Genomic DNA, 26,097 nt, shown 5'->3' with positions numbered 1-26,097 from the left:
CGCGTCCGGGGCGTCCGCCATCGCGCGCTGCGCTCGAGGCGGCGGCTACTGCCGGGTTTGTAATCAACTCGGCGCCGATGCCGACGCGGACCGGCCCGCCTTGGGGCCGCGGATCTCCTGGCGCTCGCGGTAGCGGTCAGGAAGCGCCTCGAGGTGCCGGGGCATCGTGCCGCTCCTCGTGAAGGTCTACGCCGAGTCGAAGGCGAAGAAAGCAGAAGCCCGCGTGGATCGGTAGCGAGGACGTGGGCGTCTTCCAGACGGCGAAGAGGGCGGGCCTGCCGGTGCTCAAGTTCGCCCCCGAGACGGACAAGATCACGCGCGGATGACCGCCGGTGCGAGTGCGCAGGACGGGAAGGTCATCCTCGCCGAGAGGCAGGACTAGTCCCCCTTCCTCGAGCAGATCGCCTACGGCCCGGGGGAGGCCGAGCAGGGCGTAGCTGCTCCGAGCTCTGCCACACGCTCCGAATCCTGGATAGGTCTGGTGAACCTTGGTCGGCTCCTCACCTTTTCCGGAGCCGAACATGGCGAGCGATGTCGAGAGGCGCTTGGGCCGTAAATTGGCCAGCAACAGAAAGGCCGGCGGGCTAACCCATGAGGCCCTGGCGGAGCGCGTCAAGGTTGCCCCCGAGACCATCAGCCGGCTGGAGAGAGGGGCTACCGTTCCCTCCCTCAAGACCCAGGAGCGAATCGCGGAAGCAATGGGCGTGGCGTTCTAGGACCTGTTCGAGTTCCACGTCGCGCGCTCGAAAAAGATCGAGGCCCGTCCTCGTTGGGAAATTGGCCGAAGCGACGGTCGAGGAGGTCGAGTTGATCGCAGCCATCGCTAGCGTGGTCGTGCGAGCCAGTCGGACTCGCCGCTGATCCGACATTTTGAGGGGTCCCGGCAGAGCAAGCCGGCGCGCTCGAAATTGAGCGGAATGGGCGTGGGGGATGGGCGCTCGGATCCCGTTTGACCTGAGCCGGAACCGACATGAGGTCCTTGCCGCTTCGGTTCACCGGTGGTCGCGCCCCCGAAACGCGTACTTACAAGCGGCGCCGATGACCGGCAGGGCCGCCGTGGTGCTCTCTTGACGATCTTGTCCGCATCGATCCGCTGGAGATGCTCGCATTGGGTGGGAATTGTTGGAGAATTTGGCTAGATCGAGCGGTTGGAGCAAAGAAGAGCGGAGCGCGCGTTGACAGCGTTCGCTCGTGCGCTAGGTTGCCGACGGCCAGGCAATGGAGCCTGCGAGCGAGGTTGTGCATGGAATCGGGAAATCTCGCGTTCTTGAATGAGAACGCTCTACTGGACGAGGTTACGCGCTGGGTGAAGCAGATGGGCGAGCGCGGTGTGTACCAGCCGACGACCGCCCGCCACCGGATTACGGCGCTGGAGCGGATCACCAGCATCCTGGCGGACGACGAACCCAAGGACGCGCGGTTCATCCTGGAGAACATCGACGCTATCTGCGATCGGTGGACCCGGAAGGAGGGCGCAAATCCCGAGACCGCGAACACGTATCTCTCGCGCTCGAAGATCGCTCTCAGCGATTTCTTCGAGTACCGCCGCGATCCACGGGGTTTCAAGCCGCGAGGGCGGGATGCCCGGACCGACAAGCCCGCCACGTCGGCGACCTCGGAAAAGAAGCGGGAGCGCTCCGAGGCCAAGAAGGAGATCGCTGAGGCAGTTCCCACCCCGGTGGTGACCTCCCCCGGAGCTGAAGCTCTGCGGACCTTCCCCGTCGCCGGGGGCGAGTTCGCCTATCGGTTGCCCGGCCCTGTGACCGTGGCTGACGTCTACAAGATCGCCTGCCACCTCGTAACGTTCGCCAAGGACTTCGGCGAGACGGAGATGCCGGTCTTCGGCATGATCCGCCGGGACGTCAGGTAAGGCCGATGCGAAATTCTAGGATCCCGCTCATTTTCGGGGCCGCGACTGACGCGGCACTGACGAAGAAGCCGGCGGCTGCCACCACCGGCCTCTCCCTGGGCCGATCCTAGGGATCAACTCCGCTGCCCGGGACATTTACCGTGTCCCGGGCTTTCGTCAAGTGTTCAGCCGTCGGGTCGATGACGAACTCGTCTTCGACCTGAACGCAAGTTTAATCCCGAGGGATCCGAAGAGCCACCGTCACTGCTGCTCGCGAGACGCCGCAGAGGCTGGCAAGATCATCCCGGGAGATCGGGGTCGTGACCAAGACCGCGAGGTTTCGATCGGCCCTCGCCTACGGAGTCGGAATGAGCTTGATCCCTCAGGTTATCGCGTGGGCGCAGAGGCGGCCGACATGGCTTCAGCCCGCGATCCGAACGCTCGTCGAGGAGGGCATGCTCTCGGACAGCGATATCGACGGGCTTCTCGAACGCTGCAAGGCGAACGTGATTGGAGGCGAGTGCGTCGACGCAGTGACGTTCGGGCAGGGAGCGGGTGGATCGCACGCCGGGACGAGCCGGATGCCCGTCGCGATTGAGCAGATTGCCGAACTCCGGAACGTGAACGCCATCGTCGCACCGCGCCCACTTCGACTCGCTCCGTCTGGTCTTACAGTGATCTACGGAGCGAATGGGGCTGGGAAGTCCGGCTATGCTCGGGTGCTCAAACGGGCCTGCGGGGCGCGCGGCAAGGCCGAACCGATCCGACCGAATGTGTTCGAGCCCGCCAGCGGAGCGCCAAGCGCCAAAATCAGTTACCTAGTTGGCGGCGACCTGCAGGAGTTCTCATGGTCTGAAGGAGTCCATCCGACTCCCGACCTGGCGCGGGTCACGATCTTCGACGGGATCTCCGCGAGCGTGTACGCCACCGAGGAGGCTCCTGTCGCCTATCTGCCCGCCGGCTTGGACGTGTTCGAGAAGCTTGCCCAAGCGCTCTTACGGGCGAAGGGGAAGATTCAGGGGGAAATCGACGCAATCAAGATTGGCCTGCCGCTACCGATGGTCCCTCAGAACACGCCGGCCGCGGCAGTGCTGGCGAACCTGGACGGGAACGAGGCGCGTACGCGAATCACGGCGCTGGCCACTCTGACTGAAGAGGAGCGCTCGCGCGTTCCTGGGCTGCGCGAGGAAGTCGCCCGTCTGGCCGCAGAAGATCCGGCGGTAATTGCCAAGGAACTCCGCCTTCGCCTCGCACGTGTGAAGGATCTCGTCGATCGGCTCGCGACGCTCGCGACGAGCCTGGATGCAGGTCGATTGGTGGAAGTGCGCACCGTCGTGGCGCAGGCGGACGCGGCGGCGGTGGCCGCGCGTGTGTCGGCTGCAGCAACCTTTGCGTCCGAGCCTATTGAAGGTGTAGGGGAGGGCGCCTGGCAGGTCCTTTGGTTTGCCGCTCAGAAGTACTCGGAGGCGGTCGCATATCGAGCGTTGCCCTTCCCGAACACGGGCGAGGCGGCACGTTGCGTGCTCTGCCAGCAGGAACTCGGGGACGAGGGAGGCCAGCGGATGAGGAGGTTCGACGATTTCATTCGCGATACGACTGCCGCGAAGGCGGAGGCTGCGCTCCAGCGGCTTCACGCACAGCGCACAGCACTGGAGGCGCTGACCCTGCCCGAGTTCAAGGAGTCCGGGCCCCGTGACGAAATCGATCACCTACGTGCCGGACTTGGCGCCGAGATCGGTGAGTGGATCAATCGCATGGCGTCCCGTCGCCAAGCTTTCCTCCAAATCGTCGGGGGCGACGAGCCGGTTGCGATTCCGGAGCCGGTCCCGGTGCCTTCTGGCCTTGGCGAGGTTCTCGAAGTGATCGAGCAAGACATCGCCGTCGTGGCCGGATCTGCGGCGTCGGATCGGTTGAAACAGGCGCGCATCGAGCTTGCGGACCTCGAAGGCCGGTTGGTCCTCGCTGAGCATTACGATCTCGTTGTTGCCGAGCTCGACCGGCGCGCTCGTCTGGCGAAGCTCCAACAGGTTGCTTCAGCGCTTTCGACTACGGAAATCTCGAAAAAGGGTGCCGAACTTGCGACCGGGGCTGTGACCACGAACCTAGTGGCGGCGTTCCAAACAGAGCTGAAGGCGCTTGGACTTGGAGAAGTGCGGGTAGATGTGGTGCCGCGGGGCGGGAAGGCTGGGCGGGTGCTGCATCAGGTGACGCTCCGCACGCCGAAGGGCGATGTGCCGCCTACTGGGATCCTCAGCGAGGGCGAGTTTCGCAGCGTTGCCCTCGCCGCCATGCTCGCCGAGCTCTCGCTCGAAAGCTCTGGATCGGCAATCGTTTTTGACGATCCTGTCTCTTCGCTCGATCACCTTCGTCGAAACCGTGTAGCTCACCGGCTTGCGCAGCTCGCCAAGTCCCGCCAGGTCGTGGTCTTCACGCACGACGCTTCGTTCGTCCTATTCCTCACCGAGAAGGCCAAGGAGGAGCGCGCATCGATCGAGTTCCAGACGATTCAACGAGAGTACGCCGGACCGGGTTCCTGCGCGGACGACGTACCCTGGGAGCAGAAGTCGGTCGAGAAGCGGATCGCGGCGATGGAGCACCGGATCCGGAACGCGGACTCGGTCTGGCGGAAGTCCGGGGCCGAAGCCTACGACGCAGAAGTCCGCTGGCTTTACGGCGCACTCCGCGAAACCTGGGAGCAGGCGGTAGCGATGAAGCTCCTGAAGGATGTGGTGTCACCCTTTCGCCGCGGGGTCGATATCGGCAAGCTCAAGACGTTGAGCGTGAGCCCCGCCGATGCGGAGGGCCCCCTCGCCGGCCAGGCGCGCTGCTCAGCGATTCTGAGGGGTCACACGAAGTCGCCCGAACTAAACGAGTCCCTTCCGACGGTAGCTGAGATGGCGGCGGATGTCGCCACGCTGAGAGCATGGCTTGCAGAGATCGACAAGCGGAAGTCGTCGTTGGCTCCCTCGGCTCTCCGCGCCGACGTCTCCTAGGGCTCGACCAGCGTGACTTTCCCCGGTCCGGGAGCAGCCGAGGCTGCTCCCGGACCGGGCAAGAGTTCAATCGCGGTGCCCGCGTAAGGCCTGCGTCACCGCTGCCCGCGAGACGCCACAGCGGCGGGCGAGCTCTGCCCTTGAGATGCCGGGATTGGCGGCCAGCACGGCCAGGTAGAGATCGGCCGCGCGTTGGCGACGAAGGGGGCGGTTCTCAACTGCTCGAAGATCTGCAGAGCTATCCGGATCTTTGGCAAATTTCCAGGTTCGAGAAATCCGGCCTTCGAGGAGCCAGTCCACTACGGAAGTAAGAACCGGTTCTCCGGCGCTTACTTCCGTATTTTTTTGCCCGCCCGCCATCGCCTGGAGGGCCGCACCGGCCTTGGCTACCAGCTCGATCTTGTTGTCGGTGATGACGATCCGCTCGACCAGGAAGCGGAGGTCGTTTCGGGCGATGGCGTGGCTGCCTCCCAGGAAGATGTCTCGAATCGACGACCGGAACCGCTCGATGCTCGCGTCGCTGTAGAGGTGCGCCGGGGGCGGCTTGAGCGGGACGATCTTCCCGAGGGTCTGCACCAGCTCGGTCCGCTTCGCCTTGAGGACCAGCACCTTGTCGGCGCCGGACTCGGCCGGCAGCACCCCTCGCTCGAAGGCGTCTTCCCAGGTGGCGATCCGCCGCCCGACATCCGCGAGTTCGTTCTGGATCTGCCGCCGCTGCTCCGCCGTCTTCTGCCGCAGGATCCCCGTCTCCTCGACGAGGTCCTGGAGGAGCAGGCGGCAGCGCTCGGGCGTGAAGAGCTTCTCGGCGACGTGGTCGAGGATCGCCTTGTCGAGGACCTCGGTGCGAACGCGGAAACCAGGGCAGGCCTCCTTCCCCGTGCGGACCTTGCTCCGGCAGTTGTAGTAGCGGTAGGGGAGCCCCTTGGTCGGCTTGCCTGACGTCTCGAGCTGGTAGCTCGCGCCGCACTTCCCGCACTTCAGGAGCCCGGCCAGGAGCAGCGGACTCGAGCCCGTCCGGCCGGGGTTCGTTGTGGGATCCCGCGAGGCGCGGACACGCTGGGCCATGTCGAAGAGGTCGGGGTCGATGACCGCTTCCACCTGGATGGGAATCCAGTCCTCGCGATCGTTCAGGGCGCCGGTCTTCGTGTCGCGCTTGCCCCAGTAGAACGTTCCCGTGGGCGCCGACTCCTCGATCACCTTGAGGACGTGGTTCTTGTTCCACCGCGTTCCGCTGCGGTAGCGAAGCCCCCGCTGGTTCAGATCCCTCGCGACGCCGACCGTGCCGGTTCCCCCGATGTAGAGCCGAAAGACCTGCTGCAGGATCTCCGCCTCGCCGGGGTCTGGCACCAAGACGCTTCGGGACACGCCAGCGTTCGCCTCCTTCTTCTCCTTCCTGTAGCCGTACGGAGGCTGCGAGCCGTTGAAGTAGCCCTGCGTCGCGTTCTCGCGCATCGCTGCCGAGGTGCGCATCCCGTTCACCTCCGACTCGTACTGGTCGATGAGCTCGAAGATGCCCTCGATGATCCGCCCCTTCGGATCGTCGGCCGTCTCCTGGCCGATCGCGATCCCGCGAATCCCGTGCTTGCGGAGATTGTCCTTCAGGATGCGCGCCGCGACGCGTCAGGAGGCAGCGCCCGCCGGTCGTCCACTGCACCCAGGCAAGACGCCTGGCCGCGAATGCATTATTGTGCACGAATGAACAACCGCCTGAACGCACGCATCGTCGGTTCCTTGCTCCTCGCCGCCGTTTGTTCCCTCGGGGGCGGATGCTCGCCCAGCGAACCGGAGGGGTCGTCGACGACAGGCACCGGCGGCGTGGGTGGCGGCACCGGGGGCGTGGGTGGCGGCACCGGGGGCGTGGGTGGCGGCACCGGCGGCGTGGGTGGCGGCACCGGCGGCGTGGGTGGCGGCACCGGCGGCGTGGGTGGTGGCACCGGGGGCGTGGGTGGTGGCACCGGCGGCGTGGGTGGCGGCACCGGCGGCGTGGGCGGCGGCACCGGCGGCGTGGGTGGCGGCACCGGCGGCGTAGGTGGCGGCACTACGCCCCCGGGCACGCACTTCGCTGCGACGGCCACGGAGTGGTCCCTCCCTGCTGATTCACCCACGACGAACGGCTTCTACTCCATCGCCTCGTCCTGGTGGACCACGATGGATCTCGACGGCGACGGCAAGCCGGATCTCGTGGTGACCGCCGACGCAACCGAGGACAATCGGCGCTGGCTGGTCCACAAGAACACGGGCAGCGGCTTCGCTGCGACGGCCACGGAGTGGTCCCTCCCTGGCGATTCACCCACTACGAACGGCTTCAACTCCATCGCCTCGTCCTGGTGGACCACGATGGATCTCGACGGCGACGGCAAGCCGGATCTCGTGGTGACCGCCGACGCAACCGAGGACAATCGGCGCTGGCTGGTCCACAAGAACACGGGCAGCGGCTTCGCTGCGACGGCCACGGAGTGGTCCCTCCCTGGCGATTCACCCACTACGAACGGCTTCAACTCCATCGCCTCGTCCTGGTGGACCACGATGGATCTCGACGGCGATGGCAAGCCGGATCTCGTGGTGCCCGCCGGCGCAACCGACGACAATCGGCGCTGGCTGGTCTACAAGAACACGGGCAGCGGCTTCGCTGCGACGGCCACGGAGTGGTCCGTCCCTGCCGATTCACCCACCTCGAACGGCTTCTACTCCGTCGCCTCGTCCTGGTGGACCACGATGGATCTCGACGGCGACGGCAAGCCGGATCTCGTGGTGCCCGCCGGCGCAACCGAGGACAATCGGCGCTGGCTGGTCTACAAGAACACGGGCAGCGGCTTCGCTGCGACGGCCACGGAGTGGTCCGTCCCTGCCGATTCACCCACCTCGAACGGCTTCTACTCCGTCGCCTCGTCCTGGTGGACCACGATGGATCTCGACGGCGACGGCAAGCCGGATCTCGTGGTGCCCGCCGGCGCAACCGAGGACAATCGGCGCTGGCTGGTCTACAAGAACACGGGCAGCGGCTTCGCTGCGACGGCCACGGAGTGGTCCCTTCCTGCCGATTCACCCACTTCGAACGGCTTCTACTCCGTCGCCTCCTCCTGGTGGACCACGATGGATCTCGACGGCGACGGCAAGCCGGATCTGGTGGTGACCGCCGGCGCAACCGAGGACAATCGGCGCTGGCTGGTCTACAAGAACACTCCGTGACGCGGTCTCCACGACCGTCTCCGATGGGCGGGGGCCGCTCTGCTCGTCTCCGCCATGGCCAGGAATCGGACACCCGACCTTCTTGAATCTGGTGATGAACGAGTCGATGAACGGATGGGACTTTGCTCCCGCAGTCGCGCTCGAAAAGGTTCCGAGCGCGCTTCACGATCTGTTTCGTCGAGGCGTAAGCAGCGGCGTGTTCCGTTCCGACATCGAATTCCAGGTCGCCTACTTGGTATTGATTGGAGCGATGACGTCGCGCGCGCTCTTCGCGAGTCGGTTCACCGATCTCCGCTCTCCTGGCCGAGTGCATGCGGTGGGAGAGCAGACGGTCCGACGGAGATCCGCGGGCCTTTCGCTTCTCGGGCCCTCGTCTATGAAGGTCCCTTCCGGCAGCTCGATGTGCCGGTACGCCGTGTTGCGCGGCGAGAAGGCTCCCGACGACGCGCTGGCCCTCGAGCTGGGCGCGAAGGGGCTGCTCTGAGTCAGCGCGCGCGCCGGTAGTGCATGGCGACCGCGCCGCTGTGGAGCGGCATCGCCGAGACCAGCTCGAGCCGTCGCGTGCTGGGCAGCCCGCTCTGGTACAGGGTCGGGCCGTGGCCGGCGATCCTGGGGTGGACGAGGAACTTGTACTCGTCGATCAGATCTAGCCGGTCCAGCTCGGTCGCGAGCTTGCCGCTACCGAGGAGCACGCCGGCCGGGGTCGCGTCCTTGAGCTTCTGCACGCCCGTGCGCAGGTCGCCGGCGATGTGGTGGCTGTTGGTCCACGGGAAGTCCTTTCGCGTCGACGACACCACGTACTTCGGCTTGGCCTCCAGCTTCACCGCCCACTCGCGCATCGCCGGCGGCGCCTCCTCGTCGCCGCGGGCGACCGCCGGCCAGTAGCTCTCCATCATCTCGTAGGTGACGCGGCCCCACAGCATCGCCCCGCTTTCGTCCATGAGGCTGGTGAAGAAGGCGTGTGTCTCGTCGTCGGCGATTCCCTCCTGGTGGTCGACGCAGCCGTCCAGGGTGACGTTGATGCTGAAGGTCAAGAGTCCCATGGTCTCCTCCGTTCGAGATACGCGACGATAGGGCAAGGTAGCGGTCTGCTGCGCATTGGCGACGAAAGGGTCGTTGCTCGACCGGCTCGAAGATCCGCAAAGCTATCGAGATCCTTGGCGACCTTCCAGGTTCGAGAAATCTGGCGTTCGCGGAGCCAGTGCCTGACGGGCGTGGGAGAACGTGTCGTTAACGGCCGCTTCCACGCCCGTCGTCTTTTCTCCAGACATCCCAGTGAGTACGGCGTCGGACCGCGCCATGATCTCGGCGATCTTCTGCTCGAGGATGGGATCCCTCAGACGCGCCCGATCAACGACTGGATGGTCGTCTGCAGGGCGCCGCTCACCTCCACCGTCCGCTACCTCGCCTGGGATCTGAGCCCGAAGGGGATCCGGATCAACTCGGTGGCCGCGGGCCCGCTGGACACGATGGCGGCCAAGAGCATTCCGGGCTTCGAGCTCCTCGAGAAGCGCTGGGTCACCCAGGCGCCACTGGGCCGGAACTTACGCACCAGGCATCCCGACGTGTACCCCGCCGCCATCGCGCTCCTCTCGGATTGGTTCCCCTCCACCAGCGGTGAGATGGTCCACGTCGACGGCAGCTACCACGCCATCGGCGCCTCGCCGATCGAGCTGCGTGAAGGCGGCTCGGACGCCGAATCCTAAAGCCTAGCTTCAGCTCAATCGAGGCGCGCGGGATGCCGACGCCGCCCTCGTGGCACGCCGCGGTGGCGGCCGCTCGACAGCATCGCGCTCGGCCCGCCGGACCCGCTTGTGCAGCGTCTCGCCCGTGCCGATCTTGTTCGTGATCGAGCAGGCCGCTGCCCACTTCGATGGAGCCTTCATTTCGGCGGCGAGCCTGCTCGCCTTCGAAGTGATGCGGAGTCAGCCGATGCGTGGGGGAAAGGCAATTATTGTTGGTGGCTCCGTGGGAGGACTGTTCATCGGAGTGTTGTTGCAACGGGAAGGATGGAGCATTGACATCTATGAACGCTCCCCGTCTGGGCTGGAGGGCAAAGGGGCGGGTCTTGTACCGCAGCAGGAAGTGGCAGATATTCTTCGAGAAATTGATCGTGGGGATGTGATGCGGGCAGGAGTCTCCGCACACGAGCGGATCTTTCTTGACCGTAACGGAGATATCAGCGGACGTCTGAAAGCACCACAGTCACAGATGTCATGGGATCTTCTCTTCAAGGCGTGGCGCGATGAGGTCCTGTCGCAGAGCTATCATTTGGGGAGCGGAGTTGCTTCCATCACGACGGCTCAAAGCCACGCTGAGGTTCACCTTTCCGATGGATCCATCCACCGGGCAGAACTTGTCATCGGGGCGGATGGAATCGGTTCTGTCGTACGTGCCATGGTCGCACCGGGCTCCAAGCCGAGGTACGCAGGCTACGCAGCCTTCCGAGGCCTTTCACCTGAGCGGGAATTGTCGAAGCAGAGCGCAGACGTCGTCTCGGACCGATTTACGTTCTATGATCTGCCCGACACCCAGTTCCTTGGCTACACCGTCGCTGGAGCAGACGGAAGCACGAAGCCGGGAGCGCGCCGCTACAACTGGGTCTGGTACCGGCAACTCACTCCCGATCAGTTTGCGCAGGCACTGGAGGCAAACGACGGCGAACGCCGCGCTTTCTCGGCTGCCCGGGGCACTCTCTCCACAAGCACACAAGAGGAGCTACGCGCTGCCGCCCGCGCAAATCTGCCGACTGTTCTTAGCGAGATCGTGACCAGAGAGAAGTGCCCGTTTCTCCAGGGAATCTTCGATTTCGAAGCTCCGGTGATGTATCGCGGCCGCGTCGTTCTCCTCGGAGACGCAGCGTTCGTAGTTCGACCTCATACTGCGATGGGGGTCGCAAAGGCAGCGGCCGACGCCATGGAGTTGCGCGACGCGCTAGTAGAGGAGGCGTCTATTGATGCTGCACTCTATCGCTATAGCGCCAAGCGGATGATCGCGGGCTCCCTGATTGTCCGCTACGGACAGCGACTCGGCGAGCGCTTACAAATGCACGCACCGGATCGCGCTCCTGAATTGTACGGCGAGGAATGACCCCGTCGAGCACCAGGCCACCATTGCAGGTTCCATTTCTTCATGGCCCTTTGCCATGTAGCTGAATACTGGGCCAAGGTTAGCCTCCGGAATTCGCCTGTTTGAGGGCGTGGACGCGGGCCGCGTGGACCTGGAGCCGGTCCGCGCGGAACCCTCCCCGAGGGTGACGCACCTGACCTACGCCGTCCGGAAGCGGTAGGGGCACAGCGGGCGACACGAAGTGACGGCGGACGCGTCGCCGCCACGCGCTGGATGGCCGCCTCGAGTTTCCCGGATATATGACAGGCCCCTACGACGGCGGTAGTGGCATCCTCCCACGATGGAACTCCTGACGACCCCCGCGCGTGTCATCCCTGCCGCCGACTACCGACGCGAGCGGTGGCGCAATGGCCTGGGCTGGACCCGCGAGATCCTGCGCGTGCCCGAGCAGGGCGACTGGCTGCTGCGACTGTCCATCGCCGAGATCGAGCAAGACGCGGCGTTCTCCGCCTTTCCCGGCATCGAGCGCGAGCTGGTGCTGCTGCACGGAGCGGGTCTGCGCCTGCGATTTACGGACGGCCGCTGCGTGACCCTGCTGCCGCCCTACCAGCGGCTACGTTTCGCCGGCGAGGACGAGCTGACCGGCGCGCCGGTCGATGGCACGAGCCGGGACTTCAACCTGATGTGGCGGCGCGCGGACCTGCACGCGGAGCTGCTGCACCGATCGCTCGCCGGCAGCATGACGTTCGGCAGCGAACCGCAGGTGGCTTGGGCAATCTATCTTCTGACCGGGCAAATCGCGTTCGAGGATGCGGCGATGCCGGCGATGCAGGCCGGCGACACCGCCTGGCTCGGCGCCTGCGAGCATCGCCGTCATCTCCTCCACGGAAGCGGGGAACTTCTGGCGATCCGGATCACGCCGGCCGGCACCGGCGGCTGATCCGGATCGAGCGCGCTTTCGATTCGGTGCAGGGGTCGGAGCCTTAGCGAGAGGGAGTGGGCGAAGGTTCGGCGGGCCACTTCGAATCTCGACTCGATGGCCTGTTGGGTTTTCCGTCGGCAGCCAGCGTGAGCAGCGCGTACCACCCGAGCACGGGCCCTGCTCCCGCTCCAAAGACGGGCACCGGGAAGCTGCCGACGAACGCGACGACAAACGAAGCAACGATGTAGCTCAACGTCGCCTGGACGGCTGCACTCGACATCCTCGCTGAGGTTACCAGAGGGAGAAGCAGAGCGGCTCCTGCCAACACGACAGCCGTCACCCACAGTGGCCCGTTCAGGTAGGCCAGGATCAGGATTCGCTCGACGTGCTCGACGGCGGGAAGAGGATCATCGCGAAGCCACGTTGCCCCCGCCAGCACGCCGAGCGCCAAAGCAAGAACTGTCCCCAGCGTCCGATTCGCGCATGAGCGATCCAACAACACCGGGAGCGCCCCAGCCGCGAGAGCAGAGGCCTGGCCGGCGTCGGGCTGCACGACGTGAGCGATCTGAGCGACCAGCGCAGCGAGCACCGCTCGCCTGTTGCTGCCGTGTCGGGCAGCCGTCAGCCCGAACAGGATCAACTGAGCCAACGCGAGCGACATGTTGAGCCGCATGGCTCCCATGGAAACCCACCGATGAACCCCATCGATGCTCGGACCAACCAATGTAGCGAGGATTCCGAGTGCGGCTAAACCTGGAGCCCATGCGCTGAGCCGCTCGCTCTCGACGCGCCTGGCCGCATGGAAGCATGTCGCGCCCAGCACGATCGCCGCGAGGTTCGGCGCGTACGCTGACCATGGGACGCCATGGGCTCCGGCGATCGACATACCCACAGCCGTCGCCGGGAGCGGCGCGAGGACGGTCCACGGGTTCCTGAGAGAGTCCAATTCGATCCCCTCGAATCTTGTTGCCCGCATCGGGGTGGGCGATGTGCCGCGCGGGCTTTCGACGATGCGAAGGAAGGCGACGTCCGCCTGCTCGGCGGGCGCGGGGATGTTCGAAGTGTGCATCGTTGACCAACCCTCTCGCGACGCTCGAGCGCTGGTCAAGGGTCGAGACGACGCGCGGATCGCCGCGGACTGGGTTGAACGGCACGGCGGACGACACACGGTGGACGTTTTGTCCCTCTGAGCCTGAAGGACAAGGCGAGTTCGTACTTGGGGCCGGCCTGATCGACGAGTTCTCGATCGCGCTGTGGCCCGTGCTCTTCGGCTCCGGAATCCGCCTGTTCGAGGGCGTGGACGCGGGCCGCGTGGCCCTGGCGCCGGTCCGCGCGGAACTCTCCCTGAGGGTGACCCACCTGACCTACGCCGTCCGGAAGCGGTAGGCGCGCGGCGGAGGAACGGCCAGGGACAGGCCTGCTACTTCCCTGGCCGGAAGGCGCAACTCGTCTTCTCGTCGTCGGCGCACTTCCGCCACTCGACACAGTCGTTCAGTGCAGTGGTGGTGCCTCGGTCCCAGCTTCCGCACGTGCCACGGGACGGTCCTCGATGAACGCGAGCAGATCGTCGTTGAACTCGTCGGCCATCGTGGTGGCGAGGCCATGTGGAGCGCCCGGGTAGACCTTCAGTGTCGCCCCCTCGACGATCTTCGAGGAACGGAGCGCTGCCGCGCCGATCGGCACGATCTGGTCGGCGTCACCGTGGGCGATGAGCGTCGGAAAATCAAATCGCTTGAGGTCCTCGGTGAAATCGGTCTCCGAGAACTGTGCGACGCACTCGTAGGCTGCTTTCATGCCGGCCTGCATGCCGAGCCGCCAGAATTGATCGATGGTGCCCTGCGAGATCTGGGCTCCCTTCCGGTTGTAGCCGTAGAAGGGAACCGCGAGGTCCTTGAAGTACTGGGAGCGGTTTCGGCGCATTCCCTCGCGTATTTTGTCGAACGCGCTCATCGGAAGGCCACCGGGATTCGCATCCGTCTTGAGCATGAGCGGCGGAATCGCACCGAGGAGCACCGCCCGCGCCACTCGCGATGTTCCGTGGCGGCCGATGTAGCGCGTCACCTCGCCGCCGCCGGTGGAGTGGCCGACGATGACGATGTCGCGGAGGTCGAGTTCGTCGACGAGCTCGGCGAGATCGTCGGCCCAGGTGTCCATGTCGTTGCCTTCCGAGGGCTGGTCGGACCGACCGTGGCCCCGGCGATCGTGGGCCACCACGCGGAACCCGCGCTCGAGGAGGAAGACTATCTGGGCGTCCCATGCGTCCGAGCTGAGCGGCCAGCCGTGGCTCAAGACGATCGGTCGTCCCGATCCCCAGTCCTTGTAGAAGATTCGCGTGCCGTCGCTGGCGGTAAACGTGCTCATGTCGGATCTCCGGCGAAAGGGCCGAGTTGAAACGGACCTGGTCCCGGATGACTTGAACACCGCGTTCGGGTGCGGCAAGGAGCGTGGGACGGACGTTTGGCTCGATGGGCTGTTAGCCCGGCGGCCGCTGGAGCGCATCGAGAAAGATGGCGGGCGTTCCCAGCGAGCGGCCGTTCGCAGGGAAAGGCTCGTTGCCGCCCCAGCCGTCTGTCCGCCAAGCTCCGCATTCGAGGGTTGCAGCCAGCATGGGAGCACCCGGGTCGGTCGCAGGCAGTGGCGCGGGTTCGAGCGATGCCGCATACCTCGGGCGACGGGGGCGCGATGCCGGTGATCCAGAATTCCTTGCGCGCGTTTCCCCGGCTTGCAGGAACCGTCGCCGATGAGCGGACATCGGGTGCAGCGCAAAAGGCGACCGCTGAAGAAGAGGTCCCACTCGGCATCGAGCGACGCAGCGCCGATGTGGATGGCGTGCGGATCGCCTACAAGATCGTCGGCGAGGGACCGCCGGTTGTGCTCCTGCATGGCTTCGCGCAGACCAGCCACATGTGGCTTCCGCTCATGACGAAGCTTGCGGCGGAACATACCGTGATCGCTCCAGACCTCCGCGGAGCGGGTGGATCCGAGCGCACGGGCGGTGGCTATGACAAAAAGACGATGGGCCGCGAGGTACGAAATCTCGTCCGGCAGCTCGGGTTCAACGAACCGATTGCGCTCGCCGGCCACGACATTGGGCTGATGGTCGCCTACTCGTACGCCGGACAGTTCCCCTCCGAGGTCGAGCGGCTCGTGCTGATGGACGCGTTTCTTCCCGGAATCGGAAAATGGAAAGACGTCTGGCTCGCGCCGGCGACGTGGCATTTCCACTTTCACGGGGAAATTCCCGAACGTCTGATCGAGGGGCGGGAGCGCATATACCTCGAGCATTTCTGGAATGATTTCGCGGCGGATCCGGCCCATTCACTCTCGGAGGCCGATCGGAAGCTCTATGCGGGTGCGTATGCTCGCGACGGCGGAATGCACGCGACGATGCAGTACTTCAGCGAGTTCGTGAAGGATGCGAAGGACAACGCGGCGCTCGCTGTCAAAACACTTCCGATGCCGACCCTCGTCATGGCGGGCGAAAAAGCATCCGGCAATTTTCTCATCGAGCAGGCACGGCTCATCGCGGTGAACGTCATCGGAGTGGTGGTGGCCGGTGCCGGCCACTGGCTGATGGAGGAAGCGCCGGATCAGGTGATCCCGCGGCTCGCCTCGTTTCTCGCCGGCAGCTAGCACCCGAAGTAGAGGCGTGATGTCGCACGATAGGCCTCCCGCGACTGCTCCAAGGTGACCACCGAGAAGCGCACCTCCGTCCGCGCAGGTCGTCCTTCGATCCGGCCCAGGTCGGCGCGGATCACCGTCGCGATCACAGGGTAGCCGCCGGTCGTCGGGTGGTCGGGACCCAATACGATCGGGGCGCCCGAGGCCGGCACCTGGATCGCGCCGCGCACCATGGGGAGGGAACGGCCTTCATCGCCTCCGGTGCGCGGGATCGGCGGCCCGTCGAGGCGCATGCCCACCCGATCGCTCGAGGGCGAGACCAGGAAGGTTGCGCGCTGGAGGACCTCGAGCGCCTCGGCGGAGAAGTGATCCGGTCCGACGATCACTCGAATCGATCCTTCGTGAGGCGGCTCCGGGAGGACCTCGGCCTTCGCGAGGCGATCGGCGGCGCCGATCGGGAGACGATCGCCGCGACGGAGGGCGCGACCGTCCAGTCCGCCGAGGCGCGCGACGAGGAGCGTGCCTCGCCCGCCGAGGTGCACCGGGACGTCGAAGCCGCCGGCCACCGCCACGTGGATGATCCGCTCTCCCGGAGGCTTACCGAGGCGCACCTCCTCGTCCGCCTTCATTCGAACGACGGAGCCGTTTGCGAAAAGTGTGAGCGGTCCGCCCCTCGCCGTGACGACGAGCGGGCCGAACGCCTCGATCACCGCGGCGCCGGGGGCGTTCCCCACGGCGCGATTGGCTCGGGCCAGCCGCTCGGTGCAGAGCGCGCCGCCGGGCGGAACCCCCTGATCCATGAAGCCGAGCCTGCCGGCGTCCTGCACGGTCGCGAGTCCGCTCACGGAGACGATCTCGAGATGACCCGCCTGCTCAGACACGGACGAACCGGACCCGATCTCCGAGTCGGAGCCGCGCTCCCGAGTCGGGGTCGAAGGGTTCGAAGTCGATCGCGGTGCCGACGAGCTGCCAGCCGCCGGGCGAGGCGAACGGGTAGATCCCGGTGCGATCGCCCGCGATCCCGACGGAACGGGCGGGGACGCGCGGGCGGGGGTTCGGCAGCCGCGGTGCCGCGATCCTCGGATCCGTGTCGCCCAGGTATGCAAAGCCGGGGAGGAAGCCCACCGCCCGCACCTCGTAGGTGCGGGACAGGTGGAGCGCGATCGCCTCCTCGACCGAGAGGCCCGCGAAAGTGGCGACCGCGTCCAGGTCAGGACCGTCGTAGCGGATCTGCACGATCTCCAGCCTCCCCGGCTCTCGGGCCATCGGCCGTGCCGCCACATCCAGCGCGGTCGAAAGGTCGGGGATCGGGCCACGGGGATCGAAGGTCACACAGGCGTGGGTCTCGCTCACCACGACGTCGACGACGCCTGGGACCTTGCGCAAAGACTCGAGCGCAATGCGCGGCTCCACACGTTCGGGAAGCGCGACCCGAAACGCTCCGTCTCCGAATGGCGTGACGTTCGTCATGGCGTGGCGCTCGCCCATGCATCGAGCGCCTCCCGCACGGCCCGCGCGATCGCGACGGAGCCGGGCGAGTCGCCGTGGACACAGAGCGTGTCGTATCGTCCGAGCGCCGCGAGTCGAACCGCCTGTGCGGCGGCGAGCGCGGGATCGCCGACGAGGGCGTGCGGTTGGTCGCGCGGGACGAGCTCGCCGCTCGGCAGCATCCCTCGATCGGCGAATCCCTCTCGTGCGAAGGCGAGCCCTGCCGCCAAAGCCGACGAGGCGAGCGCACCACCTGGAGGGCCGAGGATCGTGATCCCGCCGAGGACGTCCACGGCGCCGGCGATCAACGCGGCCGCCAGCTCGGAGTCCCGGTTTGCATCGTGGTAGAGCGCGCCGTGGGGCTTCACCGCCTCGATCACGATCCCGAGGTCGCGGGCGACGACCGCGAGGCCCTCACACTGTGTGCGGACCTCCGAGCGCAGGGCTGCAGGCGTGACGGCCTGGCTGCGCCGTCCGAAGTGCTCGCGGTCCGGGTATGAGGGATGCGCGCCCGCGCGAACTCTCGAGCGCATGCATCGCCGCAGCGCGCGATTCATCGACGCTGCGTCGCCGGCATGTCCACCGCAGGCGATGTTGGCGAGCTGCGCGTACTCGTAGAGCTCGATCGGCTCCTCGGGGAGCTCGCCGAGGTCGATGTTGAGGAAGGGAACTCGACCGCCGTCGACCCTCGCTCCGCTGCCCTTGGTCCCGTCCACCAGGGATGCCCCCTTCGCGACGATCGTCCCGGGAGCTTCTCACGACGCCGGCCCTTTCGGATGCCCGCCTTCCGCCGACGGCGACGGGTATTCGACCGATGGAGAGGCGCTCTGGCGGGAACGAACCACGCTCAGGGACGAGCCACGGCCAGCGGTAGTCGCGGACGACGCCGGCCACCCGTACGATGTACGACTCGTACCAGCGCACGCAGGGCGGCCGTTTGATCGGCCGCCTACCTACGTCATGAGCGTCACGCGCTTGCGCCCAGAGTGACGAGAAGCTCGTCCAACTGCTCGAACGTCTCGACCGTCGCATCGGCCGACCCGGTGCCGGCAGCGTCGAGAGCCTCCTTCGAGGGATGGAGGTCGCTCATGACCATCAACGTCTTGCCTTCTCTTTCCTCGAAGGTCACCGTGGTGATGGCCCCGCCTTCACCGCCTTCCTCGTTGGTCCACGCGAGGCGCGAGTACGGCGTCACTTCGATGTACTTCCCGAAGACCGGCATGGAATTCGAGGCATCGATCTGGAAAACGAGGCGGTAGCCGCCCCCGACTCGAACATCCATTTCGCAGGAAACCAGGTTTAGGCCACACGACTTCGGTACCCACCACCTTTTGAACAGCTCCGGCTTGGTCCACGCCTCGAAAACGATGCGCGCCGGGCAGTTGAAGGTTCGCGTGACGACGAGCTCACGCTCGGACTTCCGTTCCACCATCGTGGGGTTCTTCATGGAGGTGGGCTCATTTTCCATTCTTGCGTCCATCGACTCTCTCCTTCCGTGTCAGTTCCTCGAGAACGTTGTCCAACTCGTCGAAACGTGAGGCCCAGAGCTTGCGGTACCTCTCGATCCATGCCGTCTCTTCCTCGAGTCGGCGGGGGCCGAGCCTGCAAGTCCGCACGCGCCCGACCTTCTCCGTGGTCACGAGCCCGGCCTGCTCCAGAACGCCGACGTGCTTCTTCATGCCCGTGAGGGTCATGTGGAACTTCTCGGCAAGGTCCGAGATCGAAGCGTCTGCACGTCCGAGCTGGTCGAGAACGCCGCGCCGGGTCGCGTCCGAGAGCGCGGCGAACGAGGCATCGAGGCGGTCACTCCAATGCTGAACCATGTGGCTCAGTATCGAGCGCAGATTGGTGGAATGCAAGAGGAAGCGAGGCGCGAGCCCCATGAGGAGTCCTTCGGGCCCCCGGATGTAGCAGAGCCGGTACGCGTCCCTGATCCATCTCGACTTGACGCGTGCCTATATGGGCATATGATGGTCGTCATGGCACGAGCAGCGACGACGTCGGACGTCTTCAACGCGATCGCCGAACCGCAGCGCCGGGAGATGCTGGTGCTCCTGCGGTCGGGTGAGCGGCCGGTGACCGAGCTGGCGCGGGAGATGGGGATGACCCAGCCGCGCGCGTCCAAACACCTGCGGGTTCTCCGAGAGGTCGGGCTGGTGCGGGACCGCAAGGAAGGCAAGCAGCGCGTGTACGGCCTAGACGCCCGAGGGTTGCGGGCGATCCACGAGTGGACCGGCGGGTTCGAGCGGTTCTGGAACGAGAGCTTCGGCCGGCTGGACGCCTACGTGCAGGACCTGAAGCAGGCCAGGAAGAGGAGTCACGAATGAGCGCGACAGGAAGAGGAGCGCCGGCGCAGTCCGCGACGGCCGACCGCGAGATCGTCATCTCCCGGATCATCGACGCCCCACGAGAGCTGGTGTTCGAGGCGTTCACCGAGGTCCGGCACCTGTCGCGGTGGTGGGGGCCGGAGGGGTTCACCACGACCACGCAGTCCTTCGAGTTCCGGGTCGGCGCAGAGTGGATCTTCGTGATGCACGGTCCCGACGGGACGGACTACAGCGAATGGATCACCTGGACCGAGATCGTTCCTCCGGAGCGGATCGCGCTGCTCCACGGTGAGTTCCGCGACGACCCGAACGCCTTCGTGTCCGTCTTGACGCTCGAGCCCGACGGCGCGGCGACCCGGATCGAGATGCGCACGGTGTTCCCCACCAAGGAGCTGCGCGACGTGGCGGTCGAGAAATACCACGCGATCGAGGGCGGCCAGCAGACCCTGAACAACCTCGCTGCCTATGTCACCGAAGGCGTTCGGAAGGGAGGAGAGGGCTGATGGCCGGTAAGGTGTTCTTCAGTGTCTCGATGTCGCTGGACGGGTTCATCGCGCCCGAGTCCCCCGAGGACTTGATGGGGCAGCAGTGGATGGAGCTCCATCAGTGGCTCTTCCCGCAGCGGTACCTCCGGGAGAGGCTGAAGCTCGGTGAGGGCGGCGAGGAGGGTCGCGACAACGACATCGTGCGGGAGACGTTCGAGCGCACCGGCGCGAGCGTCATGGGCAAGCGCATGTTCGACGCCGGCGAGCACGCGTGGCCGGAGGAGGCGCCGTTCCACACGCCGGTCTTCGTGTTGACGCACGAGAAGCGTGATCCCTGGGAGCGGCCGGGCGGCACCACCTTCCACTTCGTCAACGACGGCATCGAGTCCGCGCTCGGCCAGGCCCGCGAGGCCGCCGGCGACCGCGACGTCCGCATCGCCGGCGGCGGCGCGACGATCGTGGAGTACGTGAACGCCGGCCTGATCGACGAGTTCTCGATCGCACTGTCGCCCGTGCTCTTCGGCTCCGGAATCCGCCTGTTCGAGGGCGTGGACGCGGGTCGCGTGGCCCTGGTGCCGGTCCACTCGGAACCCTCCCCGAGGGTGACGCACCTGACCTACGCCGTCCGGAAGCGGTAGGCGCACGGCGGACGACACATGGTGGACGGCGGACGCGAGGGACCAGCCACGCGGTCCGGCGGTCCGGCGGTCGGCCTTGGCCTGCTTGAGGACCTCGTCGAATCGGACAGCCTGTCTCCTTCCCTTGGACAAGTTGTCGGGCGCGTAGACCCATCGCCGGTCGGAGGTGCGGGCTGCCTCGTGCCAGCGCTTTCCGCGGGGCCCTGTGACCGCGCGTGGTACAATGCCCGCGCTTTGAGCTCCCCTGTTCGACTCGCGTTGGTTGCGGCCCTTGCAATGGCCGGTCTCGCCGCGACCTTCGCCGTCATTCGCAGCGAAGGTCGTCAGTCTCCGCAGATCGACGGCTCGTGCGACGAGGCGCATCCGTGCCCGTCTGGCATAGCGCCGACGATGGTGTCGGCGTCGGTGTCGACACCGGGCCCGTCGCTGGTCGACCTCCCTTCGACGAAGCGGCTCACGGTAACCGGGTTCGACCAAGGATTGCCCGCGGCCGGCCAGTGGCGGAACGGCTTCGACGTCGCCGATCTGAACGGCGACGGCGAGCTCGACATCGTGCACGGCCCTGCGCGCAAGACGTTCCCGTTGCGGCCGGTAATCTACCTCGGCGACGGTCATGGCAATTGGCGCGCGTGGAAAGAGGCGACCTTTCCGCCCGTCGACTTCGACTACGGTGACGTGCGCGCGGCGGATCTCGACGGCGACGGGGTGCTGGACCTCGCCTTCGCGGTGCACTTGAAGGGCGTCGCCGCGTTTCGTCATGATGGCCATGGGCACTTCTCGTCGCTCGGGCGCGGGCTCGATCTCGAGGTCGGAGCTCCCTTCGGTTCGCGCACGCTCCTCACGACTGACTTGGGTGACGACGGCCGCCAAGCGATCCTCGCACTGAGCGACGGCCCGAGACCTCCGTCCAAATCGGATCGCGGCGCCACTTCCCTCGGGGTTCGTCTCTTCACGTTGACAGGCCGGAACGGGCCCGGAAATGCGCAACGCGACTGGAAACTCGATGCGCTCGCGACGACCGCCCTCGACCGTCTGTTCGGCGACTCGTTCGCGCTCGGAGACATCGACGGCGACGGCATGAAAGACCTGGCCGTCGGATCGAATACTCTTGGTGAGACGCGTGTGCTCTTTCGATGGGCCGCTGGAGCGTTCGTTCCGGTGCCTCTCGACGGCCTGCGCGAGCGCGGACTCATCCGCTCGGTGGCGCTCGCGGACCTCGACGGCGATTCACGCGACGATCTGGTCGTAGCGTACGCGCAAAGCGAAGGCGAAACCTGGTTCGTCGGCGTCGATGTGTTCTTCAATCGCATGGGAACTTTCGAGCGCCGTGAGATCGCGCGCGAGGAATCGCGCAACGGCTACACGGCCCTCGCCGTATGCAACTTCGACGGCGTCAACGCAGGCAGGAGCCTCGCGGTCGCGCGCGACGACGGCACCATCTCGCTCTTCGCCGCGGACGGTCGTGGCTTCGTGACGCAGGACCTCCGCGTGCCGAACGCCGGCCACGAAGGTTGCCGAGGCTACCGAGTGCGCTGCGTCGATCTGAATCACGACGGCAAGGACGAGCTCCTTGCCTCGTTCGCGGGCGAGAGCGACGGCCTCAGCGAGACCGACGCCTGCGCCTCACAAGGCGCGCTCAAGGTCTGGACGGTCGGCGCGACGCGCTGATTCGTCGGCCTTCGCGCTCCATCCGGTGCCCGACTCTCCGTCGAACGCGACCTCGAACCGAATCGAGAGAGCGCATTGATTTCGGTTGTGGGCGGTATTGCTCAGGCGTACTGTAACCGATCAATGCACCCACTCATCGAATCGGTCGGCTCGTCGTGGTTCACGTGTGCTCGAAGCGCCCTGGCCGTCGCCATCGCTGCCGTCTCCGCGTTCGCGCCTGCGCGCGTGCCCGCGCAGCGCTACAGCTGCGGCGAGTCGCCGCCCTCGACCAATTGCGACGCACTCGTGCCGGACAACCAGACCGTCATATCATCGCTGAACGTGATGCCCCGCGAGTGCGACCCGCAAGCGCCCATCGCTGCGACGGGAGTGCGCGTGAAACTCTCGCATCAATGGGTCGGGGATCTGACCCTGAGCGTAATTCATCCCGACGGGACGGAAGTCTTGCTGATGGATAGGCCCGGCGTCGCCGCCGGCAATCTCCACGGCTGTGCTGGCGAGGACATCGAGGTTCATTTCAGCGATGGCGCCACTACACCCGGCACCAGCGAGTGCGAAGAGACGTTTCCCTCGATCTCCGGCAACCTCTTGCCGCTCAATCCACTCTCTACCTTGAACAGCAAGGGCCGCGAGGGAGCGTGGAGCTTGCGCGTCTCCGACAGCGCCGGATACGGCAGTGGGGCGATTGACGGCTGGGCGCTCGACTTGCCCTGTCCCTTGCCGCTCGTCACCGTCTCCGCAAGCCAGGCGACAGCCGTCGTGGGGGGGAAGCCCGGCCAGTTCACCTTTGCTCGCACTGGTGACATGACCGATGCATTGGTTGTCAAGTACACGGTCTCCGGCACTGCCGAAGCGAGCGCGTATGCGCCACTCGACGGCCTCATCACGATTCCGGAGGGAGCTGCCTCCGCCACTGTCGACGTGGTGCCGACCCGGGATGCGCCGAACGACAGCACGGTCATCGCGACGATCGCGCCGACCATTGTCTACGCGGCGGGCTCACCCAGCGATGGCACGGTCACCATTGTCAACCCGTGTGGCGACGGAAAGGTCGACCCGGGTGAGCAGTGCGACGAGGGCGAACGCAATGGGACCGCTGGCGGCAAGTGCGCCAAAGACTGTTCGCTCGTAAAGAAGGACGATGGAGGCGCCCCCGGCACCAGCAAGCCACCCGCCGACAGCGGCTGCGGCTGCAATGCGCGCGGCGGGAATGGATCCGCAGGCTTGTTCGCGCTCTTCGCGTTCGTAGACCTGGCCCTCCGACGCCGCCGTGCAGGACAGAAGATGACCAAAAGCTCTTGGTCCGAGCTTCTCGCGCTGCCATTCGGTGTAGGCGTTCTCTTCACGGCGCTTCCGGCCGACGCGGCCATCGGCACGCTCGACAACGTGCCCGCTGCCACGCTGCTCTATCCCTATTTCGAGGTGGATACCGGCGCCGGCAAGAACGACACGATCATCACCGTCCAGAACTCCAACTCGGCGTCGGTGCTGACCAACGTCACGATTTGGAGCGAGATGGGCGTTCCCGTCCATCACTTCCACGTCTACCTCACCGGGTACGATGTGGAGTCGATCAGCCTGCGCGAGCTCTTCGTCAACGGCAGAGTCCCTCAGACGGCCACCGCCGGTCAGGATCCGGCGGACACGATCAGCCCGCGGGGGGATTTCTCGCAAGACATCAACTACGCAACGTGCCACGGCGTGTTGCCGGCGGCGAACCTCACAGCAGACGGCATCGCGGGCCTGACGTCGGCCCTCACCGGGAAGTCCTCGGCGATGCTCGGCGACAAATGCGCGGGCCCCGACCACGGCGACACGATCGCCCGCGGCTACGTCACGATCGACACTGTGAACAACTGCACGCCGCGCGTTCCGTCGATGCCCGGCTACTTCGGTGCGGGCGAAACCGGGGACGCGACGAACCAGAACTACCTGCTCGGCGACTTCTTCTTTATCGACGCCGCCACCCCTCACGTGCAGGCGCAGCCAGCCGTTCACATTGAGGCAAGCGCGTCGGACGCGCGTACCTCGACCGCTGGGCGCTACACCTTCTACGGGCGCTACGTGGGCTGGAACGCCGCCGACAACCGTGAGCCTCTCTCGACGGTCTGGGAGATCCCTTTCACCACGCAGGAGACCGACGTGATCGTGTGGCGAGACTCGCGCGTCAGCCAGGAAGCATTCACGTGCGGCACGCCGCCAAGCACCTATCCCCTCGGCAGCGAAGGCCTCCTGGCGTTCGATATGCAAGAGGGCGTGACCGAGCTGTCGGCGACGCAGCCCTTCAAGATCGACGTGACGCGCACGCGTGTCGGCGGCAGCACGATCCCCGTCACGTCCAAGAACGGCACCCTCGTGTTCTCGAGCAACATGGCGCCGGCGCCGGGCGGGCCCTCGTCCGATCCGGCCGCTGCGCAGTCGTACGCGATGGCCATCCACTACCCCGGCTCGCGCAACGGCACGCTCTCCAGGTTCGGTACGAACCTCGCGGCGGTCGCCGTCGACAGCGCGACGCGAGCGCATCACTCGATGCCGCCCCAGGACGGGGTGTTCGACGTGGGCACAAATACCTTTGTGCCGACCAAGTCCCCGGCCATCGGGGTCTCGGACGTGGCCCCGGCGGCGACCTTGCTCGTCCCGCACTTCGAGGTCGACACCGTCGACCCGAACGGGGTCAACACGCAGATTCGTCTGGTCAACCTGTTCGCGTCGGCGGTGCTCGTCCACGCGACCCTGTGGACCGATTACGGCCTCCCCACGCACCGCTTCAACGTCTACTTGACCGGCTATGATTCGTCGCTCGTCGACCTGCGGTGGCTCTTCCAGAAGGGGCTCGTCGACCTCACGGCGAGCACGGGTCAGGACCCGAACGACGGGATTTCGCCCAAAGGTGACTATTCGCAGGACATGAACTTCGCGAGCTGCACTGGCCAGCTCCCCCCAGCGCGTCTCTCTGCCGCCGCCATCGAGGATCTCGTGAGCGCGCACACGGGTAAAGCATCGCCTCTGCGCTTCGACGGCAAGTGCGCCGGCGCCCCGCACGGGGACGCGACTGCGCGCGGCTACGTCACATTCGACACCGTCAACAACTGCACGCAGCGAGTCCCCGGCGACGTCGGCTATTTCGGCAACGGCGGCATCGGCGACGCGACCAACCAGAACTACCTCTCCGGGACGTACACGATCATCGACCGCAACCAGAAGGTCTCGGTCGCCGACACGTTGGTGCACGTTCAGGCGAGCTCCACCGACTCGGCTACGACGACTGCAGGCAGGCCCACGTTCTACGGCAAGTTCGTCTCGTGGGACGCGAGCGACAACCGTGAGCCGCTCGGCACCGCGTGGCAGGCGCGGTTCATCAACAACGTCGCGCCTAGTAGCCTCTTTGGTGCGTTCGCCGACGGGAAGACGAGCTTCGTCGTCTGGCGCGAATCGCCTGAGGTGCTGTCGGCGTTCACCTGCGGCTCCGTGCCGACCGGCTTTCCGCTGCCGGTCCGAGAGATCCTCGAGTTCGACGAGCAAGAGCAGGTGACGGCGCTCTCAACGAACCTCGGTACCTTCCCGCTCGTATCGCAGCGCGTGGCGATCACCGATCCGTCGCTCGCCGCCGCATACGCATCCGGATTCATCAGCGTCGATCTCCGCGCGCCTGTCGGCGCCGTGGGCGGGCCGCCGACCGATCCGTCCCGACGGGGTTCGTTCATCGCAGCGACCCACTACGCGAGGGCGGCAGGCTACCAGGTGCTCCTCGGCGGGTTGCAGGTCCAATAGCCAACGTGGCGGGGGAGTCGGCTGGAGTTCGCGTCGGGGGCGGTGGCGATGCCTTATGAGCCGAGAAGGTAGCTAAT

Annotated in this window: 24 protein-coding genes; 15 read left to right on the top strand and 9 right to left on the bottom strand. The window is 66.1% G+C overall.

The window, feature by feature from the left end:
- Nucleotides 1-521 precede the first annotated feature (521 nt).
- The 3 genes from AKJ08_RS20985 (at nt 522) to AKJ08_RS15450 (ending at nt 4,842) form a co-directional block, all read left to right on the top strand.
- Nucleotides 522-716: a helix-turn-helix transcriptional regulator gene (locus AKJ08_RS20985; protein ID WP_050726891.1), complete on the top strand. Its 195-nt coding sequence runs from the start codon at nt 522-524 to the stop codon at nt 714-716.
- A 527-nt stretch (nt 717-1,243) separates the two neighbouring features.
- Nucleotides 1,244-1,870 carry a hypothetical protein gene (locus AKJ08_RS15455; protein ID WP_050726890.1) on the top strand — a complete coding sequence of 209 codons (627 nt, stop codon included), beginning with the start codon at nt 1,244-1,246 and terminating at the stop codon, nt 1,868-1,870.
- 347 nt (nt 1,871-2,217) lie between these two features.
- Nucleotides 2,218-4,842, top strand: a complete 2,625-nt coding sequence (locus tag AKJ08_RS15450) for an AAA family ATPase (RefSeq protein ID WP_050726889.1) — start codon at nt 2,218-2,220, stop codon at nt 4,840-4,842.
- 66 nt (nt 4,843-4,908) lie between these two features.
- Here AKJ08_RS15450 and AKJ08_RS15445 read toward each other — a convergent pair whose 3' ends face one another.
- The gene (locus AKJ08_RS15445) at nt 4,909-6,312 is read right to left on the bottom strand and encodes a recombinase family protein (protein WP_157370746.1); all 1,404 of its coding nucleotides are present in this window, start codon (nt 6,310-6,312) and stop codon (nt 4,909-4,911) included.
- A 225-nt stretch (nt 6,313-6,537) separates the two neighbouring features.
- Between AKJ08_RS15445 and AKJ08_RS18855 the strand changes: the two genes are divergently transcribed.
- Nucleotides 6,538-8,031 carry an FG-GAP repeat domain-containing protein gene (locus AKJ08_RS18855; RefSeq protein WP_082343243.1) on the top strand — a complete coding sequence of 498 codons (1,494 nt, stop codon included), beginning with the start codon at nt 6,538-6,540 and terminating at the stop codon, nt 8,029-8,031.
- A gap of 82 nt (nt 8,032-8,113) precedes the next feature.
- A complete protein-coding gene (locus tag AKJ08_RS15435) occupies nt 8,114-8,515 on the top strand; it encodes a hypothetical protein (RefSeq protein ID WP_050726887.1) in 402 nt (133 codons plus the stop codon).
- A 1-nt stretch (nt 8,516) separates the two neighbouring features.
- Here AKJ08_RS15435 and AKJ08_RS15430 read toward each other — a convergent pair whose 3' ends face one another.
- Nucleotides 8,517-9,074: a dihydrofolate reductase family protein gene (locus AKJ08_RS15430; RefSeq protein WP_050726886.1), complete on the bottom strand. Its 558-nt coding sequence runs from the start codon at nt 9,072-9,074 to the stop codon at nt 8,517-8,519.
- Here AKJ08_RS15430 and AKJ08_RS20765 point away from each other — a divergent pair.
- From AKJ08_RS20765 to AKJ08_RS15415, 3 genes are all read left to right on the top strand, one after another.
- A complete protein-coding gene (locus AKJ08_RS20765) occupies nt 8,991-9,737 on the top strand; it encodes an SDR family oxidoreductase (protein ID WP_338062169.1) in 747 nt (248 codons plus the stop codon). The two genes, AKJ08_RS15430 and AKJ08_RS20765, sit on opposite strands and share 84 nt — an antisense overlap.
- Nucleotides 9,738-9,876: 139 nt before the next feature.
- The gene (locus AKJ08_RS18850) at nt 9,877-11,121 is read left to right on the top strand and encodes an FAD binding domain-containing protein (protein ID WP_157370744.1); all 1,245 of its coding nucleotides are present in this window, start codon (nt 9,877-9,879) and stop codon (nt 11,119-11,121) included.
- A 319-nt stretch (nt 11,122-11,440) separates the two neighbouring features.
- Entirely contained in the window at nt 11,441-12,040 is a 600-nt protein-coding gene (locus AKJ08_RS15415) for a HutD/Ves family protein (RefSeq protein ID WP_050726883.1), read from the top strand.
- A 43-nt stretch (nt 12,041-12,083) separates the two neighbouring features.
- On the opposite strand, the gene AKJ08_RS15410 is transcribed toward AKJ08_RS15415, so the two are convergent.
- Nucleotides 12,084-13,091: a hypothetical protein gene (locus tag AKJ08_RS15410; RefSeq protein ID WP_050726882.1), complete on the bottom strand. Its 1,008-nt coding sequence runs from the start codon at nt 13,089-13,091 to the stop codon at nt 12,084-12,086.
- Between the two features lie 2 nt (nt 13,092-13,093).
- Here AKJ08_RS15410 and AKJ08_RS20230 point away from each other — a divergent pair, with 2 nt between their 5' ends.
- Complete coding sequence (locus AKJ08_RS20230) at nt 13,094-13,408, top strand: dihydrofolate reductase family protein (RefSeq protein WP_050726881.1); 315 nt, start codon at nt 13,094-13,096, stop codon at nt 13,406-13,408.
- Nucleotides 13,409-13,513: 105 nt separating this feature from the next.
- Here the strand turns inward: AKJ08_RS20230 and AKJ08_RS15400 are convergent, their stop codons facing one another.
- The gene (locus AKJ08_RS15400; protein ID WP_050726880.1) at nt 13,514-14,383 is read right to left on the bottom strand and encodes an alpha/beta fold hydrolase; all 870 of its coding nucleotides are present in this window, start codon (nt 14,381-14,383) and stop codon (nt 13,514-13,516) included.
- Between the two features lie 291 nt (nt 14,384-14,674).
- Between AKJ08_RS15400 and AKJ08_RS15395 the strand changes: the two genes are divergently transcribed.
- Nucleotides 14,675-15,655: an alpha/beta fold hydrolase gene (locus AKJ08_RS15395; protein WP_240475366.1), complete on the top strand. Its 981-nt coding sequence runs from the start codon at nt 14,675-14,677 to the stop codon at nt 15,653-15,655.
- Here the strand turns inward: AKJ08_RS15395 and AKJ08_RS15390 are convergent.
- From AKJ08_RS15390 to AKJ08_RS15375, 5 genes are all read right to left on the bottom strand, one after another.
- Nucleotides 15,652-16,524 carry a 5-oxoprolinase subunit C family protein gene (locus AKJ08_RS15390; RefSeq protein ID WP_050726879.1) on the bottom strand — a complete coding sequence of 291 codons (873 nt, stop codon included), beginning with the start codon at nt 16,522-16,524 and terminating at the stop codon, nt 15,652-15,654. The genes AKJ08_RS15395 and AKJ08_RS15390 overlap by 4 nt on opposite strands.
- Nucleotides 16,517-17,113 carry a 5-oxoprolinase subunit B family protein gene (locus AKJ08_RS20495; protein ID WP_338062168.1) on the bottom strand — a complete coding sequence of 199 codons (597 nt, stop codon included), beginning with the start codon at nt 17,111-17,113 and terminating at the stop codon, nt 16,517-16,519. The genes AKJ08_RS15390 and AKJ08_RS20495 overlap by 8 nt, the downstream gene beginning before the upstream one ends.
- Nucleotides 17,110-17,847, bottom strand: a complete 738-nt coding sequence (locus AKJ08_RS20490; protein WP_082343238.1) for a LamB/YcsF family protein — start codon at nt 17,845-17,847, stop codon at nt 17,110-17,112. The genes AKJ08_RS20495 and AKJ08_RS20490 overlap by 4 nt, the downstream gene beginning before the upstream one ends.
- Before the next feature lie 251 nt (nt 17,848-18,098).
- A complete protein-coding gene (locus tag AKJ08_RS15380; protein WP_082343237.1) occupies nt 18,099-18,578 on the bottom strand; it encodes an SRPBCC family protein in 480 nt (159 codons plus the stop codon).
- A 10-nt stretch (nt 18,579-18,588) separates the two neighbouring features.
- Entirely contained in the window at nt 18,589-18,954 is a 366-nt protein-coding gene (locus tag AKJ08_RS15375; RefSeq protein ID WP_050726877.1) for an ArsR/SmtB family transcription factor, read from the bottom strand.
- Nucleotides 18,955-19,110: 156 nt separating this feature from the next.
- Between AKJ08_RS15375 and AKJ08_RS15370 the strand changes: the two genes are divergently transcribed.
- The 5 genes from AKJ08_RS15370 (at nt 19,111) to AKJ08_RS15350 (ending at nt 26,020) form a co-directional block, all read left to right on the top strand.
- The gene (locus tag AKJ08_RS15370; RefSeq protein ID WP_050727612.1) at nt 19,111-19,458 is read left to right on the top strand and encodes an ArsR/SmtB family transcription factor; all 348 of its coding nucleotides are present in this window, start codon (nt 19,111-19,113) and stop codon (nt 19,456-19,458) included.
- On the top strand, nt 19,455-19,961 hold the full coding sequence (locus AKJ08_RS15365) for an SRPBCC family protein (RefSeq protein ID WP_050726876.1): 507 nt from the start codon (nt 19,455-19,457) through the stop codon (nt 19,959-19,961). The genes AKJ08_RS15370 and AKJ08_RS15365 overlap by 4 nt, the downstream gene beginning before the upstream one ends.
- The gene (locus AKJ08_RS15360) at nt 19,961-20,581 is read left to right on the top strand and encodes a dihydrofolate reductase family protein (protein WP_050726875.1); all 621 of its coding nucleotides are present in this window, start codon (nt 19,961-19,963) and stop codon (nt 20,579-20,581) included. The genes AKJ08_RS15365 and AKJ08_RS15360 overlap by 1 nt, the downstream gene beginning before the upstream one ends.
- A 276-nt stretch (nt 20,582-20,857) precedes the next feature.
- Complete coding sequence (locus AKJ08_RS15355; protein WP_169788853.1) at nt 20,858-22,249, top strand: FG-GAP repeat domain-containing protein; 1,392 nt, start codon at nt 20,858-20,860, stop codon at nt 22,247-22,249.
- Nucleotides 22,250-22,372: 123 nt separating this feature from the next.
- A complete protein-coding gene (locus tag AKJ08_RS15350) occupies nt 22,373-26,020 on the top strand; it encodes a proprotein convertase P-domain-containing protein (protein WP_082343234.1) in 3,648 nt (1,215 codons plus the stop codon).
- Nucleotides 26,021-26,097: the final 77 nt, after the last annotated feature.

This window comes from Vulgatibacter incomptus, from assembly GCF_001263175.1.
GTDB lineage: Bacteria > Myxococcota > Myxococcia > Myxococcales > Vulgatibacteraceae > Vulgatibacter > Vulgatibacter incomptus.
Note: the sequence above shows the minus strand (reverse complement) of the source record. Positions and strands in the feature narration are given on the sequence as shown.

What these genes read in the sequence shown, in the direction of transcription:
- AKJ08_RS20985 (WP_050726891.1), top strand. Translation starts at nt 522, where the DNA reads ATGGCGAGCGATGTCGAGAGGCGCTTGGGCCGTAAATTGGCCAGCAAC.
- AKJ08_RS15455 (WP_050726890.1), top strand. Translation starts at nt 1,244, where the DNA reads ATGGAATCGGGAAATCTCGCGTTCTTGAATGAGAACGCTCTACTGGAC.
- AKJ08_RS15450 (WP_050726889.1), top strand. Translation starts at nt 2,218, where the DNA reads ATGAGCTTGATCCCTCAGGTTATCGCGTGGGCGCAGAGGCGGCCGACA.
- AKJ08_RS15445 (WP_157370746.1), bottom strand. Translation starts at nt 6,312, where the DNA reads ATGCGCACCTCGGCAGCGATGCGCGAGAACGCGACGCAGGGCTACTTC.
- AKJ08_RS18855 (WP_082343243.1), top strand. Translation starts at nt 6,538, where the DNA reads ATGAACAACCGCCTGAACGCACGCATCGTCGGTTCCTTGCTCCTCGCC.
- AKJ08_RS15430 (WP_050726886.1), bottom strand. Translation starts at nt 9,074, where the DNA reads ATGGGACTCTTGACCTTCAGCATCAACGTCACCCTGGACGGCTGCGTC.
- AKJ08_RS15415 (WP_050726883.1), top strand. Translation starts at nt 11,441, where the DNA reads ATGGAACTCCTGACGACCCCCGCGCGTGTCATCCCTGCCGCCGACTAC.
- AKJ08_RS15410 (WP_050726882.1), bottom strand. Translation starts at nt 13,091, where the DNA reads ATGCACACTTCGAACATCCCCGCGCCCGCCGAGCAGGCGGACGTCGCC.
- AKJ08_RS15400 (WP_050726880.1), bottom strand. Translation starts at nt 14,383, where the DNA reads ATGAGCACGTTTACCGCCAGCGACGGCACGCGAATCTTCTACAAGGAC.
- AKJ08_RS15395 (WP_240475366.1), top strand. Translation starts at nt 14,675, where the DNA reads ATGCCGCATACCTCGGGCGACGGGGGCGCGATGCCGGTGATCCAGAAT.
- AKJ08_RS20495 (WP_338062168.1), bottom strand. Translation starts at nt 17,113, where the DNA reads ATGACGAACGTCACGCCATTCGGAGACGGAGCGTTTCGGGTCGCGCTT.
- AKJ08_RS15380 (WP_082343237.1), bottom strand. Translation starts at nt 18,578, where the DNA reads ATGAAGAACCCCACGATGGTGGAACGGAAGTCCGAGCGTGAGCTCGTC.
- AKJ08_RS15375 (WP_050726877.1), bottom strand. Translation starts at nt 18,954, where the DNA reads ATGGTTCAGCATTGGAGTGACCGCCTCGATGCCTCGTTCGCCGCGCTC.
- AKJ08_RS15370 (WP_050727612.1), top strand. Translation starts at nt 19,111, where the DNA reads ATGGCACGAGCAGCGACGACGTCGGACGTCTTCAACGCGATCGCCGAA.
- AKJ08_RS15365 (WP_050726876.1), top strand. Translation starts at nt 19,455, where the DNA reads ATGAGCGCGACAGGAAGAGGAGCGCCGGCGCAGTCCGCGACGGCCGAC.
- AKJ08_RS15360 (WP_050726875.1), top strand. Translation starts at nt 19,961, where the DNA reads ATGGCCGGTAAGGTGTTCTTCAGTGTCTCGATGTCGCTGGACGGGTTC.
- AKJ08_RS15355 (WP_169788853.1), top strand. Translation starts at nt 20,858, where the DNA reads ATGGCCGGTCTCGCCGCGACCTTCGCCGTCATTCGCAGCGAAGGTCGT.
- AKJ08_RS15350 (WP_082343234.1), top strand. Translation starts at nt 22,373, where the DNA reads ATGCACCCACTCATCGAATCGGTCGGCTCGTCGTGGTTCACGTGTGCT.